The organism is Streptomyces sp. CNS606, from assembly GCF_000426325.1.
Genome location: NZ_AUFD01000012.1, coordinates 147,187 through 162,641, shown reverse-complemented (window position 1 = coordinate 162,641; position 15,455 = coordinate 147,187). Strand labels below are relative to the sequence as shown.

Here is a 15,455-nt window from a genome sequence, read left to right as displayed (position 1 = left end):
CTCCACACTGGCGGACGGTTTCTCTTGGCTGAGTTCATCTACACCATGCGCAAGGCGCGCAAGGCGCACGGCGACAAGGTGATCCTCGACGACGTCACCCTGAGCTTCCTGCCGGGGGCGAAGATCGGCGTCGTCGGCCCCAACGGCGCCGGCAAGTCCACCGTGCTGAAGATCATGGCGGGCCTCGAGCAGCCTTCCAACGGTGACGCGTTCCTCTCGCCGGGCTACAGCGTCGGCATCCTCCTCCAGGAGCCGCCGCTGGACGAGTCCAAGACCGTGCTGGAGAACGTCGAGGACGGCGTCGCCGCCATCAAGGGCAAGCTCGACCGCTTCAACGAGATCGCCGAGCAGATGGCGACCGACTACTCCGACGCGCTGATGGAGGAGATGGGCAAGCTCCAGGAGGACCTGGACCACGCAGGCGCGTGGGACCTGGACGCGCAGCTGGAGCAGGCCATGGACGCCCTCGGCTGCCCGGCCGGCGACTGGCCCGTCACCAACCTCTCCGGCGGTGAGAAGCGCCGCGTCGCGCTGTGCAAGCTGCTGCTGGAGCAGCCCGACCTGCTGCTGCTCGACGAGCCCACCAACCACCTGGACGCCGAGTCCGTGCAGTGGCTGGAGCAGCACCTCGCCAAGTACCCGGGCACCGTCATCGCCATCACCCACGACCGGTACTTCCTGGACAACGTGGCCGAGTGGATCATGGAGCTCGACCGCGGTCGCGCCGTCGGTTACGAGGGCAACTACTCCACCTACCTGGAGAAGAAGCAGGCACGCCTCAAGGTCGAGGGCCAGAAGGACGCCAAGCGTTCCAAGCGCCTCAAGGAGGAGCTGGAGTGGGTCCGCTCCAACGCCAAGGGGCGGCAGGCCAAGTCCAAGGCCCGCCTGACCCGTTACGAGGAGATGGCCGCCGAGGCCGAGAAGACCCGGAAGCTGGACTTCGAGGAGATCCAGATCCCGCCGGGCCCGCGCCTGGGCAACGTGGTCGTCGAGGTGGAGAACCTCAGCAAGGCGTTCGGTGACAAGGTCCTCATCGACGACCTGTCCTTCACCCTCCCGCGCAACGGCATCGTCGGCGTCATCGGCCCGAACGGCGCCGGCAAGACCACCCTGTTCAAGATGATCCAGGGCCTGGAGGAGCCGGACTCCGGCAAGATCAAGGTCGGCGACACGGTCAAGATCTCCTACGTCGACCAGTCGCGCGCCAACATCGACCCGAAGAAGACGCTGTGGGCCGTCGTCTCCGACGAGCTGGACTACATCAACGTCGGCCAGGTCGAGATGCCGTCCCGGGCCTACGTGTCCGCGTTCGGCTTCAAGGGCCCGGACCAGCAGAAGCCGGCCGGCGTGCTCTCCGGCGGTGAGCGCAACCGCCTCAACCTCGCGCTCACCCTCAAGCAGGGCGGCAACCTGCTGCTCCTCGACGAGCCGACCAACGACCTCGACGTGGAGACGCTGTCCTCCCTGGAGAACGCGCTGCTCGACTTCCCGGGCTGCGCCGTGGTCGTCTCCCACGACCGCTGGTTCCTGGACCGCATCGCCACCCACATCCTCGCCTACGAGGGCGAGAGCCGGTGGTTCTGGTTCGAGGGCAACTTCGAGTCGTACGAGAAGAACAAGATCGAGCGGCTGGGCCCGGACGCCGCCCGCCCGCATCGCGCGACGTACAAGAAGCTCACCCGCGGCTGAGGCCGCGGGAGTTCGGGAGAAGATCACACCGTGCGGCACACCTTCGCGTGCACTCTGCGCTGGTCGGACATGGACGCCTTCGGGCACGTCAACAACGTCGTCTTCCTCCGCTATCTGGAGGAGGCGCGGATCGACTTCATGTTCCGGCTGGCGCGGAAGGCCGACTCCGGCGCGTTCACCGGCGGCTCGGTCGTCGCCCGGCACGAGATCGACTACTTGCGTCCGCTCGTCCACCGGCACGAGCCGGTGACGGTCGAGACCTGGGTGACCAAGGTCGGCGCCGCGTCGGCCACCCTCGCGTACGAGATCAAGGACGACACGACGGTCTTCGTCCGTGCGAGCACGGTCGTGGTCCCGTACGACCTCGAACGGGAGCGGCCGCGCCGCCTGTCGTCCGAGGAGAAGTCCTTCCTGGAGGAGTACTTCGATGACAGTGCCGGTCCCGCCGCGCCTGGTCTTCGCTGACCCCGGGGAGGCGGCCGCGCTGGCCGCTTTCCTGGGGCGTCTGCTGCGCTGGGAGAAGGCGGCCGCGGTGCGCCTCCAGGCCGGCGGGGGCGTGCTGGGCGTCTTCGCCCGCCCTGCCCGCTTCGAGGTGTTCGCCGTGCTCACCGCGCGGCTGCTGGAGCGGGCGGAGACGGACGTCACCGTCTCCGCGGGCGAACTCCTGGAGGGGATCGACGAGACGGCCGAGACGGTCACCCTCCCCGGCGAGGTCACCGGCCCGTCCTGGGCCGGCCTGCTGCCGCCGCGCGGCGGCTGGCGCCGCGTCGCGGACCTCCCGGCGTCCGGCGTCCGCGACCGGGCGGCGGGCGTGGTCGCGGAGTTCCGGCAGCGCACCGAGCGGCTGCCGGAGTCCGAGCGCACCCGCGACCGGGTGGACGCGCTCGCAGAGGAGATCTGGAACCGGCCGCTGACCGGCACCGCGCTGCCGCTGCGCGCGGTGCACGCCGCGCACGCCCTCGGCTTCCTCCGCGGCGGCGAGCCCCTGGGGCTCTACGACACGGGCCCGTGGCTGCGCCTGCGGACGGCCTACGGTTCCGTGATCGCCCGCAGCGGCGCGGCCGTCCCCCGGCCCGGCACCGGCCTCACCGTCACCCCTGTCTGAGGCACCCGCCCCGGTGGCCTCAGCCGGTCTCCCCGGGGCCCGGCGCGTCGGGGCGGATCTCGATGTGGTCGGGCCGGAGCTCGAGCAGGACGCGGTCACGGATCGCCAGCGGTTCCGTGAACTCCTGCGGGAGCTGGAGCCGTCCCGCCCGGTCGATCGTGGTGTACTCGCGCGTCACCGTCGAGGCCGCACCGTCCTCCCCGGTGCGGGTGTGCCGCAGCGTCTCCGTGCTGGTGCGTCCGTCGCGGATGGAGACCGTGCGGTTCACCTCCGAGGACACGGCACGGTCGTGGGTGACGACGACCACGGTGGTGCCCAGCTCCTCGTTCGCCCGGCGCAGCGCGGCGAAGACCTGCGCGGCGGTCGCGGAGTCGAGTTCGCCGGTCGGCTCGTCCGCGAACACCACCGACGGGCCGTTGGCCAGCGCCACCGCGATCGCCACCCGCTGCTGCTCGCCGCCGGAGAGCTGCGCCGGACGCAGCGCCGCGCGATCCGCCACGCCGAGGAGGTCCAGCAGCTCGTGCGACCGCGCGGTGCGCGTCGCCCGCGCCCGCCGGCCGCGTGGTCCGCCGCCGCGCAACCGCATCGGCAGCAGCACGTTCTGTTCGGCGGTCAGATAGGGCAGCAGGTTGCGCGAGGTCCGCTGCCAGACGAAGCCGACGGTGTCGCGCCGGTAGCGCAGCCGCGCGCGGGCGTCCATGCCGAGCAGATCGCATCCCGCGACCGTCGCCCGGCCCGCGGTCGGGGTGTCCAGGCCAGCGAGGATGTTCAGCAGCGTGGACTTTCCGCTGCCGGACGCCCCCACGAGCGCCGTCAGTTCGCCGGGACGGACGAGCAGGTCCAGGCCCTGCAGCGCCTGGACCTCGACGCCGTCCGCCTGGAACACCCGCACCAGGCGGTCGCAGACGATCAGCGCGTCCTCGCCGTACGCAGGGCCGGTCGCGGTCGCCCGTCGCTCCAGCTCCTCCAGCGAGGGAGACTCCGCGGCGGTCCGGCCGCCGGCGCGGGACGCGTCGTGCTCGGTGCTCATGTCGACTCCAGGCGGGCGTCGGTCCTCCGCGCGGCGACGCGCCCCTGGGCCAGGAGCGCGAGCACGGTGAGGAGCAGCAGGCAGAGGGCGGGCAGAAGCAGGGGCAGGACGGCCGTGGAGAGAGGCGCGGGCGTGCCCTCCGGGGTGCCGGCGAGCGCGACGAGGTCGATGCCGGGGCGCAGCAGCGGCACGGAGACCAGCGCGAGCAGCACTCCGGCGGCCGCCGTCAGCACGTACAGCGGGAGCGCCTCCACCAGCACCAGCCGGCTGCCCTGCCGGCGCGGCATGCCCAGCGCCCGCAACCGGGCGAGGAGCGCCGCCCGTTCCGGTGCGGACTGCGTCAGGGACAGCAGTACGGCCACCGCGCTCAGCACCGCGGCGACCAGCACCGCTGCGCGGTAGAGGCGTTCGGCGCCGGAGCGCAGTGCGGAGCCGCCGTAGGCCGCGCGTTCCTCCGCGGCGAGGTTCAACGACAGTGCGGCATCGGCCCGTTCGGTCAGTGCGCGCAGCGCCTCGGTACCGGCCGCGCCGCCGTCCTCCGTGTCGACCAGCAGCGTGTCGGGCTCGGCCAGGGCGGAGCCGGCCAGGTCCGGCTGGGCCTTCTCCAGCGCTTTCCGGGAGACGACCACGAAGGACCCCTGCGGCGCGGCGGGCGTCGCCTCCCGCACCACCTCCGGCCGGACGGAGACCCGGAGGCCGGGGGCCACGAGCCGCATGGGCCCGCCCACCCGTTCGGCGTTCACCTCCGCGGACACCAGTGCCGGAACCGTTCCGTCGCCGGTCCCGCCGTCGTCGTCGAGAGCGCCGGCGGGGTAGGCGCCGAGGCCGGTGCGCGCGGCCAGCCGGGCGTACGAGGCGGGGTCGACGATGACCAGCGTCGGTTGTTCCAGGCCCGACAGGAGGGAGGCGTTCTCGTAGGTGCGGACGGGGCTGACGTCCCGCACGCCGTCGGCTTCCCGTACCCGTTCGGCCAGCTCTGGCGCCAGCGCGCCGGGCGAGGCGATGCGCGCGTCCGCGCCGACCGTGGCGAGCGCCGCCCGGTCCCGGGCGTCGGCCACGCCGGCGAGCACGGTGCCGCCGAAGGACGCCATGGTGAGCGCGGAAAGCAGACCGAGCAGCGGCAACCCCGCCACCACGGCGGAGGCGGGCCGCCCGGCACGGGCGAGCCCGAGGAAGCCGACCGCGCCCGGACGGCGGGCGGCGGCCCGCGACAGCAGCCGCAGCACCCGGGGGCAGCAGCGCAGCAGCAGCAACGCCGCCGTGAGCGCGAGCAGTACGGGCGCGGCGGCGGTGAACGGGTCCGTGCCGGTCGCCCCCTCGTCCACACCGCGCTGCCGCAGGGCCACCACCGCGCCGGTGGTGAGGGTCAGCACGGTCGCCTCGGCGACCAGGCGCCCCCGCCCGCGACCGGTGCGGTCGCCTTCGGAGGCCGCGCCGAGAGGCCGCCGGTGCAGCCAGGCCGTGCTGAGCGGCGTCGCGAGCAGCGCCACGGCGGCCGTCGTGGCGGCCGCGAGCAGCGAAGCGGCCGTCCGGGCGTCGGGGACGAGCCACACCGCCGCCCCGTATCCGGCGACGGCGGCGGGGAGTCCGCAGGCGGCGGTCTCCGCCAGCGACCAGCGGACCAGGCCGCGCAGCGAACCGCCGCGGGCGCGCAGCAGGACCAGCTCGTCGCGGCGTTGTTCGGTGGCGAGCACGCTCCACAGCAGGAGCACGACGAGTGCCGTGGTGAGCACGCCGGCTGCCGCCATGGCCAGCAGCGGGGCGACGGCCGACCGGTCGCGTGCGAACCCGCCGAGCAGCGTGCCCAGGCTCTCGTCGACCGTCACGGGCGCACCGGCCTCGCGGGCCAGGGTGGTGGCCTCCGGGCCGCGCGTGAGCGACGTCAGCCCGTCGGCCAGTTCCGGGACCCGAGCGGCGTGCAGGTCGTCGGTGTCCAGGGAGAAGTGCCAGTACGCCTCGGCGCCGCTCTCGCTGCCGAGCAGCGCCTTCGCCGCGTCCCGGTGGACGAAGGCGCCGAACCGCCAGAAGCGGTCCGGAGGGTTGCCGGGCGCCCCCGACGCCGCGGACGCCCGGCGGGGCTGCGCCGTCACCGGGTCCGCCGTCCAGAACAGATGGTCCGGGTCGCGGGGTTCGACGACGCCGGTGATCGTCAGCACGGTGCGGAAGTCCGGCTCCCCGGGGGTGGTCGGCGTGCCGAAGGCGACGGAGTCGCCCGGCTCGAGACCCATCCGGTGCGCGGTGCGTGCGGTCACCGCGGCTTCGACGCGCTGGGAGCCGCCGCGGACGTCGTTTCCGGACCTCCCGGGCAGCTCGACACGGACCTCGGGGCCGGGGAGTTCGCCCCCGGCCGGACGGCTGTGCTCGGCCAGGGCGCGCGGGGCGGTCAGCGTCAGTTCGGGCGGTCGGCTCTCGGTGAGCCGGGGCAGGTCCGGGTCGCCCACCGGAACGGGCACGGGGTTGCGGACGCCTGCCACGGCGGGCCCCGTGCCCACGGGCAGGGTGCGTGCGGCGGCCCGGGCGAAGACGCCTCCGACCGCGTCGACACGTTCCGGACGCAGCGCGGGCGCGACGAGTTCGCCGTCGGAGTCCACCCCGGGCTGGACCGGCAGCGTGCCGCTCAACAGCGTCGCTCCGGCGGGTGCGTCGGCCAGCACCTCGCGCAGCGCGGCGTCCCCGTAGGCGTCGACGGCGCGCGGCAGGACCGCGGTCACGCACGTCGTGACGAAGCAGAGCACCGCGAAGGCGAGCACCGACAGCGGGGCCGACCGGAGGCGGGAGGGAAGGTACATGCGCTCAGTCGCCCCTCTCCGCGCGGAGTGCCCGGGCCGGTTCCGCGCCACGCGCCGCGCTCACGGCGATCACCAGCAGGCAGCCGAGGACGAGCGCGCCGACGAGCAGCGCGACCTGTTCCGGCGGAATCCGTACCAGGAGCGGTGGTACCGGGGTGGTCGCGCGCTCCGTCAGCACGATCAGCGGGACGACCAGCCGCGTCACCACGACCCCCAGCACCACACCGACCGTCAGCGATAGAAGCACCAGCACTCCCTGCTCCGCCGCCAGCGCCCGCGCGAGACGCGACCGGGGAGCGCCGAGGGCCCGGAGCACCGCGAACTCGTCGCGCCGCTCGCGTGCCGTGGCGGCGGTGCTCACGGCGAAGCCGGTCGCGGCCAGCAGCGCGGCGGCGACGGCGATGCCGGTGAGTGCGGCACGCGGACCGGAACCCAGCGGATCGTCCCGCAGCCGCTCGGTCAGCTCCTCGCGGGTGTCGACCGCGTCGAACGGCGTGTGCGCGCGCAGCGCGTCCGCGATCCGCGGGCTCGCGCCGGGAGCCGCGTCCACCCACCAGCCCTCCGGCTCCAGCGGGGCTGCGCCGGCTGCCAGCAGCCGTGCGTCGAGCGCCGCGAGGTCGACCAGCAACGCACCTCCGTCCCCGCCCCCCTCACCGGCCGCGTCTCCGCCCGCGGCGCTCGCCGTTCCGCCGCCGGCTCCCGTCGTGGGGAGGGCGCGCAGGGCACCGGTGACCCGGACCGGGACGTCCTGCTGGGAGATCTGGACCAGTACCTCGTCGCCCACCTCGGCTCCGGCGGCGCGCAGGAACGCGTCCGTGGCGACCGCGCGCAGCGGCCCCTTCGGCGGCGCAGCCCCCTGGAGCGTCAGCACGACGTCGACGGGCACCGCCGGGTACGTGAAGGACGGCGGTTCCTCGGCGGCACCGGTGGTGTAGGCGACGGTCACCGTGTCGCCGCCCGCGTCGTCGCCCGTCCGCACCGAGCGCAGCTGAGGCCGGTCGGGCATCGGGACGCCGAGGCGTTCCCCGGTGTCCCCGGCTGTCGCCCGGGCCGACCACCCGCCGCCCGCAGCTTCGACCGCACGGGTGCCGCCGGGGGTCTCCGCGCGCAACTCCTGGACCGTCAGGCGCTGTTCGCCGGACCGTGTGGGTGCGACGTGCGCCGCCCTCAGCCCGGTGAGCCGCAGCGGACCGGCGGGCACACCGCGGTCGCCGGCCGCCTCGTCGAACGCGGCGGTCAGGGTGTGCGTCTCCCCGTCGGCCGGGAGGTCGCCGACGCGGAAGCGGTACGGCACCCCGAAACGGTCCTCCACGGTCAACGCGACGGTGGCGTCGACCGGTTCGGGCCCCTGCGCGCGCAGCCGCAGGTCAAGGCGGAGTGCGGTGGCGTCGGCGGGCAGTTCGACGCCGCCGCTCCTCCGCCCGGGCCCGTCGAGCAGGGCCGCCAGGGACTCCGGCGGCCGGTCGGCGAGGTCTCCGCGCAGGTTCAGCAGCCGGCCGGCTTCGGATGCGTCGGTGGCGACGATCTCGGCGTCCAGGTCTCCGCCCACCCCGAACATCGTCCGGTTCACCGGAGCCACCGCGGCGATGCCGTCCACGTCGTCGAACAGCCCGCCCTGGCCGAAGGCCGGGGTGCCCGGCCCGGAGACGGAGACGTCGGCGCCGACCCGGAAGGCGGCCTGGTCGGCCTGCGAGCGGTCCCAGCTCGCTCCCTGCCCCACCGCGAACACCCCCATGGCCACGGCCAGGACCAGCAGCAGCGCCGGCCCGGCGCTGCGGGCCGGCCGCCGTCCGAGCTGCCAGCCGGCGAGGGCCGCGGTCAGTCCGCGCCCCCGGGCGGCGGCTCTCTCGCCGAGCCGGACGACGAGCGGCAGAGCGCGCAGCGCGGGAACGGTCACGGCGACCAGAGCCAGTGCCGGGGCCGTGACGAGCACCGGGTCGATGCCCGCGGCGGCCGAACTCCCGGCCACCGCGCCTCCGCCGGTCGTGGCCGGTCCTCCGTCCGGACCGGCGCCGGCGAGGACGCCGGCGCCGGCCGAGCGGCGGGCGAGTTGCCAGAGCGCCACGCCGGCCACCACCAGCAGGGCGACGTCGGCACCGCCCCGCAGCAGCGCGGCGGCCCTGGGACGCCGGGAGGCGAGGTGCACGTCGGCCGAGCCCAGGAAGCCGGGGGCTGCCGCGGTCAGCGCGCACCCCAGCGCCACCGCCGCGGACACCCACCAGACCGTGCCGGGCAGGCGCAGCGCGTCCCCGAACCCGGCGGGCCCGCTGCCGCTCCCGGCGGCGAGCGCACGGGCCAACGGCCCGGCCAGGAGCGGCCCCAGCACCAGACCGGGCAGCGCCACCAGCAGTCCTTCGAGCAGCGCACCGGCCGCGACCCGCCCCCGCGAACCGCCCCGGGCGCGCAGCAGCGTCGTCTCCTCCCGCCGGTCGGCGGCCAGCAGCCGGGTCACCAGCAGCAGCGTCAGCCCGGCCAGGGCGGCCAGTTGGAGCCCGGCGACCAGCAGCGTCGAGCGGCTGACGAGCAGGCCGCGCTGGAGACCGGTGAGCACCTGCGGCAGATCGCTGGTCGCCACGGCACCGTCCACGCCGGAGGCCGCGTCGAACTCGGCGGCCGTCGCGGCGACCCGTGTGCGCAGCGCGTCGAGCCGGTCCGCGGTGAGGGCGGAGAAGTCGGCGTCCGCCTGCCAGTGGGTCGCGTCGGGCGTCAGCCGCTCCGCGCCGAAGGCGGCGTCGGAGACGGCGAGCGGTCCGTACGTGGTGTAGGAGAGGGTGCGGACGGCCTCCCCGCCCAGCGGATCCAGCCGCCAGTACGGGTCGGAGCGGTCCTTCGGCACGTAGACGCCGGTGATCTCGGCGCTCACCGGCGGCGGGCCGTCCAGCCGGCTCGCCACCCGCAGCGCGTCGCCGGGCTCCAGGCCGAGGCGTTCCGCGGCGAGCGCGGGCACGGCCACCGGTACGCGGAACGTGCCTCCGGGGCCCGGGCGTCCGGCGCCGGAGGGCCATACGCCGTCGGTCATCCGGACCCGTTCGCGGTCCAGCGAGGTGAAGAGGGTCAGGTCCGGGTTCTCCTCGCGCGCGGGCGGCGCGTCGTCCGGCCGGGGCAGCGCGTACGAACCGGACCGGGTGGCCGAGACGACCTCGGTGGGCAGCCCACCGTAGGCCCGGCGCAGAGCGGACCGCACCGAGGCGTCCGCGTCGGCCCGCCCCCCGGCGGTGACGGCGACGTGCACGTCGATCACCGCGTCGTCCGCGGCCTGACGCTCCAGCCGGTGCCGCAGGCCGCTGTCGCCGAGGGTCGCGCCGAAGGCGGTCAGGGCGGCGAGCACCGAGGCGGTCAGCAGCACGGTGAGCGCGGCCGCGGCGGGCAGCAGCAGGTGCGCGCGCAGACGGGCGAGCATCAACCCCGGCACTTACCGCCCCCCGTTGGCCCCCGCCCGCCCGGGCGATGCCCGGACAGGACCTAGTCCGCAGAGTTGACCATAGACGCTGCGGCGTACACGAGGTAGTCCCACAGCTGCCGTTCGTGCTCGGGAGCGAGGTCGAGGCTGTCCACGGCGTCGCGCATGTGCCGCAGCCACGCGTCGTGCGCGGCCCGGTTCACGGTGAACGGGGCGTGCCGCATCCGCAGGCGCGGGTGGCCGCGGTTGTCGCTGTAGGTCCGCGGGCCGCCCCAGTACTGCATGAGGAACAGCGCCAGCCGCTCCTCGGCCGGGCCGAGGTCCTCCTCCGGGTACATCGGCCGGAGCAGCGGGTCCTCGGCGACGCCCTGGTAGAAGCGGTGGACGAGCCGCCGGAACGTCTCCTCGCCGCCGACCTGCTCGTAGAAGGTCTGGCTCTGCACACTGCCGCGCGGGATCTCCATCACGCCCCCATGGTCGCAGATGCCCGGCCGGGGTCAGGAGGGGCGAGGGACCGCCGCCGGACCGGGGTCGTGCGTGGGGGCGAACATGCGCAGCGTCGTGCGCAGCACCACCACCGAGGGGCCCGGGGAGGACAGTGCGGCCCCGAGGTCGTCGCGCAGCCCGTCGAGGGTGGTGTGCACCGCGGGCACGCCGAACGACGCGGCGAGGGCGGCGAAGTCGGGACGGGCGAGTTCCGTCCCGGCGGCGGCGCCGAACGCGTCCGTCATGTACGCGCGCAGAATGCCGTAGCCGCCGTCGTCGACGACGAGCCAGGTCACGGGCAGGTCGTGCTGCCGGGCGGTGGCGAGTTCGGCCAGCGAGTACATCGCGCCCCCGTCGCCGGAGACGGCCAGCACCGGACGGCTCCGGTCGGCGGCCGCCGCTCCCAGCGCGGCGGGGAAGGCGTAGCCCAGTCCGCCGGCGCCCTGCGCGGTGTGCAGCGGCCCGGACCGGGGGTCGAAGGCGGACCACGCCCAGTAACCGAGGATCGTCATGTCCCAGAAGCTGGCCGCGTCGTCGGGCAGCGCGGCACGGACGTCCCGCAGCACGCGCCGTTCACGGGCGAGGTCCTGGGCGTCCAGCCGCTCCCGGACCCGGGCGAGCAGCCCGGCGGCCCGCACGCGGCCGTCCCCGGCCGGCCGCGGCGTCACGGACTCGGCGAGTGCGGCGAGCGCGGCGCGGGCGTCGGCGTGCAGGCCCAGGGCGGGGTGGTTCGCCTCCAGCTTGCCGGGGTCGGCCTCGATCTGCACGACGCGGCCGCGGGGGGTGAAGGTGTGGTAGTTCGACGACAGTTCACCGAGCCCGGAGCCCACCACGAGGAGCACGTCGGCGTCCTGCAGGAAGTCCGTCGTGTGCCGGTCCTCCAGCCAGGACTGGAGGGAGAGCGGGTGGTCCCAGGGGAAGGCTCCTTTGCCCCCGAAGGTGCACGCGACCGGCGCGTCCAGCAGCTCGGCCAGGGCCAGCAGCTCCGCCTGCGCCCCGGCGCGGACCACTCCGCCGCCGGCCAGCACGGCGGGGCGGCGGGCGCCGCTCAGCGCCTCGGCCGCCGCCGCCAGGGTCTCCGGACGGGCCGGAAGCGGCCGGGGCCGTGCCGTCAGGGTGCGCACCGGCGGAGCTGCGGCGGGGGCGAGCAGTACGTCCTCCGGGATCTCCACCCATACCGGGCCGCACGGGGCCTCCAGCGCGTCGGCCCAGGCGGCGGCGAGCGCGGAGGGGATCTGGGACGCGGCCCGCACGGTGCGCGCCGACTTGACCACGCCCCGCATCACGGCCGCCTGGTCGGCGAGTTCGTGCAGGTATCCCCTGCGCGCCCCGCCGAGCCCGGCCACCGGAACCTGGCTGCCGATGCCGAGCACGGGCACGGAGGCCGCAGCCGACTCCTGCAGCGCCGCCAGCGTCATCAGGGCCCCGGGCCCGGTGGACACCAGGAGCGGGGTGACCGTGCCGGTGATCCGGGCGTGGGCGTCGGCGGCGAAGCCCGCGTTGTTCTCCACCCGCAGCCCCACCGACTCCAGCGGTGAGCGGCGCACCGCGTCGAAGAGCCCCAGCGCGTGCTGGCCCGGCAGGCCGAACACCGTGGTCGCGCCGAGTGCGGTCAGGGATTCGGTGACGAGGTCGCCGCCGGTGCGGACCGGGGTGGTCATCGTTGCGTCGTGGCCCTTCTGTACGGGTGGTGCCGCGGGTGGTGGGTGATGTCGCCGGTGGTGGGTGACATCGCGGGTGGTGGGTGGTCCTGCGGGTGGGTGGGCGGTTCAGTCGGTGCGCGGGGCGGAGGCCGTTCCCGCCCCTTCCTTCGGTGACGGCGGCGCGCCGCCGTCACCGGGCTCCGCCCCTCCGTGGCCGGCCAGCCGCTGCCGCCAAGTCGCGAGGCGCACCGGGTCCGTCGGCCTGCCGGCCAGGCTGACCAGCACGTAGGCGGCGAGCGCGGCCAGCAGGCCGTAGTAGATCGGTTCGGTGGCGAGCATGCCCTCGACCATCATCGTCACCACGACCGTCACTCCGCCCGCGCCCATCGCGGCGAGCGCTCCGCCGGCGGTGCCCCGCTTCCACAGCAGGCCGCCCAGGATCGGCACCAGCAGACCGCCGACCAGCAGGTTGTACGCGACGGTCAGCGCGCCGACCACGTCGTCGATGGCCACCGAGATGGCGATCACCGCCAAGCCCATCAGAACCACGAACGCCCGGTTGTCCCGGACCTCGTCCTCCGCCCGGCCGGAGGCGTCCGGGCCCTGCGACGCGGCGGCCGAACGCCGCCGCAGTCGCGTCCAGATGTCGTTGTGGGCGACGGTCGCGCAGGCGATCAGGGTGCCGGAGGACGTCGACATGACGGCGGCGAGCGCGGCGGCGAGCACGAGCCCCTTGAGGCCGACCGGCAGGGCGTCCCCGACGATCACGGCGAAGGCGTTGTCGGCGCGGGCCAGGTCCGGGTAGAGCGCCTTGGCGGCGGTGCCGATCGCCGCGCCGGCGAGCGCGTAGAGCAGGCAGTAGGTGCCGGCCACCGTGCCACCGGTGCGCGCCACCCGGTCGTTGCGGGCGGTGAAGACGCGCTGCCAGATGTCCTGGCCGATGAGCATGCCGAACGAGTAGATGAGCACGTACGTGAGTACCGTCTCGGCCCCGATGCTCATCGGCGAGAAGTAGTCGTCCGGCAGCTCGGCGGCCATCGCGGACCATCCGCCGGCCTTCCACACCGCGAGGGGGAGCAGCAGCAGGAGGATGCCGACGGTCTGCACCACGAACTGCACCATGTCCGTCAGCGTGATCGACCACATGCCGCCGAGCGCCGAGTAGCAGACCACCACCGCGCCGCCGAGCAGGATCGCGGCCACCCGGTCCAGGTCGAAGATCACGTCGAAGATCGTGGCGTACGCGATGGTCGAGGTGACGGAGAGCATGAGCGTGTACGCCCACATCACCACGCCCGACACCAGCGTCGACGCGCCTCCGTAACGGAGTTCGAGCATCTGGCTGACGGTGTACACGCGCAGCCGGGAGATGCGCGCCGAGAAGACCAGGCTCAGCACGAGCAGGCCGATGCCGATCGTGAAGACGAGCCATGCGCCGGACAGCCCGTACCGGTAGCCGAGCCCCACGCCGCCGATCGTCGACGCACCGCCCAGCACGATCGCCGCCATCGTCCCGGAATACATGAGCGGGCCGAGACGGCGGCCCGCCACCAGGTAGTCGCTCTTCGTCCGGGCCCGGCGCATCCCCCACCAGCCGACGCCGATCATGCCCGCCAGGTACGTCACGATCACTGCGTAGTCGACGGCCATGAACGCTCCTCGGTCCGGAATGAGGGGTGCCCGGGCGCACCCCGTCGGCAGGGTGCGTCACAACGTAGGTAGCCGTAGGGAGCAGGGGAAGTGTACGTTTCCTCTCCCCGAGCGGGCGGACCTGTGCGAATCGTCCACCCGCGGCGCGAGCGGAGGACGCCATGCAGGAGGTACTGCCCCCCACCGTCCCCGTGGCCCTCACCGAGCTGCTCCGCGACGAGCAGCTCGCGCTGCACCAGGTCGCGGGCCCGCCCGCGGGTCCCGGCGACCAGGTCTACGCCGTGCACACCAGCGAGATGGGCGACCCCGTGCCGTACCTGCTCGGCGGCGAGCTGCTGCTGACCGCGGGCGTGCACGGCCCGGCACCGGAGGACGGCGCCGCACGTCACTGGGCGGAGTACGTCACCCGGACCGTCCGGGCGGGGGCGACGGCCCTCGGTTTCGGCATCGCACCCCTCTACGACGAGGTGCCGCCGGCGCTGGCGGAGGCCTGCGACCGGCACGGCCTGCCGCTTCTCCGGGTCCCGGAGGAGACGCCCTTCACGGCGGTGGCGCGGACCCTCTGGCAGCTGGTCGCGGAGCGGCGGCACCGCGACCTGCAACGGCTGAGCGCCGCCCAGCAGGCCCTGACCACCGCGGCCACCCGGCCCCACCCGGTCCCCGCCGTGCTGGCCCGGCTCGCCGAACAGACCGACGGCTGGGCCGCGCTGTTCGGACGCGGCGGCCGGGAGGTGGCCGTCGCGGGCGCCGAACCGCCGCAGGACGAGCGCCGCGCCCTCGCGGCGCTCACCGGCAGGCTGCGGGCCGCGCCGTCCTCCGCCGCCGACGCGTCGGGAGCCTGGCGGCTGAGTGCGTTCGCCCTCACCGGGGCGGCCGGGGGAGCGGAGGACGGCGAGCGCCTGGCGCTCGGGGTGTGCGCCCCCGGCCCGGAGGGGGCCGACGACGCGCTCGTGCGGTCGGCCGTGGCGCTGCTGTCCCTGCTCACCAGCCACCGGGTGGCCGCGACGAACGCCCGCCCCTCGGCCGCCCTGGTCCGGCTGCTCCTCGGCTTCCCGGTCGCCGACGTCCTCCCGGTGCTGGGCGTCGCCGGCCCCTGGACGGTCGTGCACGGGCGGCGCAGGCCGGGCACTCCCGACCACGGGCTGCTCGCGAGGACCGGTTTGGCGGCGGGCCTGCGGACCGACCTGGTGGACGTCGACGGCGACACTCTCCGGGCCCTGGTGCCCGGCGACGGGCCGGTGGCGGCCCAGCCCGGATGGACACTCGGGGCGTCCCGCCCCGTGGCCGCCGACGACCTCCCGCTCGGGGACGCCGGAGCCGCCGAGTCTCTCGGGCGGGCGGTCGCCGAGCACCGCCCGGTGGTACGGCAGCGCCGGACGCACTCCCACGACCTCGGCGCGCTGCTGGCTCCCGGCGAGGCGCGCGCACGGGCCCGTGCCCGGCTCCGGCCGCTGGCCGACCGGCCGGCACTGGTCGAGACCCTGCGCGCCTGGCTGTCCGTGCACGGCAGCTGGGACCGCAGCGCCGCGGTGCTCGGCGTCCACCGCAACACCGTGCGCCAGCGCATCGCCCGCACGGGCGAACTCCTCGACGCCGACCTGGGCGACCCCGACGAGCGTGCGGAGCTGTGGCTCGCGCTGCGCTGGGTCTGACCCTGACCCGG

The 15,455-nt window shown here is 75.1% G+C and carries 10 protein-coding genes; 4 read left to right on the top strand and 6 right to left on the bottom strand.

The window, feature by feature from the left end:
• Positions 1 to 24: 24 nt before the first annotated feature.
• Genes ettA through K304_RS0110295 form a run of 3 tightly spaced genes read left to right on the top strand, consistent with a single transcriptional unit; the run spans position 25 to position 2,794 of the window.
• Complete coding sequence (ettA, locus tag K304_RS0110305; RefSeq protein ID WP_027763684.1) at positions 25 to 1,689, top strand: energy-dependent translational throttle protein EttA; 1,665 nt, start codon at positions 25 to 27, stop codon at positions 1,687 to 1,689.
• Between the two features lie 30 nt (positions 1,690 to 1,719).
• On the top strand, positions 1,720 to 2,154 hold the full coding sequence (locus tag K304_RS0110300; RefSeq protein ID WP_027763683.1) for an acyl-CoA thioesterase: 435 nt from the start codon (positions 1,720 to 1,722) through the stop codon (positions 2,152 to 2,154).
• Positions 2,117 to 2,794 (top strand): DUF8010 domain-containing protein, encoded by a 678-nt coding sequence (locus tag K304_RS0110295; RefSeq protein ID WP_027763682.1) that lies wholly within the window; start codon positions 2,117 to 2,119, stop codon positions 2,792 to 2,794. The genes K304_RS0110300 and K304_RS0110295 overlap by 38 nt, the downstream gene beginning before the upstream one ends.
• Before the next feature lie 19 nt (positions 2,795 to 2,813).
• Here K304_RS0110295 and K304_RS0110290 read toward each other — a convergent pair whose 3' ends face one another.
• From K304_RS0110290 to K304_RS28290, 6 genes are all read right to left on the bottom strand, one after another.
• A complete protein-coding gene (locus K304_RS0110290; RefSeq protein WP_051308221.1) occupies positions 2,814 to 3,824 on the bottom strand; it encodes an ATP-binding cassette domain-containing protein in 1,011 nt (336 codons plus the stop codon).
• A complete protein-coding gene (locus K304_RS28300) occupies positions 3,821 to 6,613 on the bottom strand; it encodes an FtsX-like permease family protein (protein WP_037789857.1) in 2,793 nt (930 codons plus the stop codon). The genes K304_RS0110290 and K304_RS28300 overlap by 4 nt, the downstream gene beginning before the upstream one ends.
• Positions 6,614 to 6,617: 4 nt before the next feature.
• On the bottom strand, positions 6,618 to 10,025 hold the full coding sequence (locus K304_RS0110280; protein ID WP_027763680.1) for an ABC transporter permease: 3,408 nt from the start codon (positions 10,023 to 10,025) through the stop codon (positions 6,618 to 6,620).
• A gap of 50 nt (positions 10,026 to 10,075) precedes the next feature.
• On the bottom strand, positions 10,076 to 10,480 hold the full coding sequence (locus K304_RS0110275; RefSeq protein ID WP_027763679.1) for a globin: 405 nt from the start codon (positions 10,478 to 10,480) through the stop codon (positions 10,076 to 10,078).
• Between the two features lie 30 nt (positions 10,481 to 10,510).
• On the bottom strand, positions 10,511 to 12,160 hold the full coding sequence (locus K304_RS28295; protein WP_051308216.1) for a thiamine pyrophosphate-binding protein: 1,650 nt from the start codon (positions 12,158 to 12,160) through the stop codon (positions 10,511 to 10,513).
• Positions 12,161 to 12,268: 108 nt separating this feature from the next.
• Positions 12,269 to 13,792 (bottom strand): sodium:solute symporter family protein, encoded by a 1,524-nt coding sequence (locus K304_RS28290; RefSeq protein ID WP_051308214.1) that lies wholly within the window; start codon positions 13,790 to 13,792, stop codon positions 12,269 to 12,271.
• Positions 13,793 to 13,953: 161 nt separating this feature from the next.
• On the opposite strand from K304_RS28290, the gene K304_RS0110260 reads away from it, so the two are divergent.
• Entirely contained in the window at positions 13,954 to 15,444 is a 1,491-nt protein-coding gene (locus K304_RS0110260; RefSeq protein WP_027763678.1) for a PucR family transcriptional regulator, read from the top strand.
• The last annotated feature ends 11 nt before the right edge of the window (positions 15,445 to 15,455 follow it).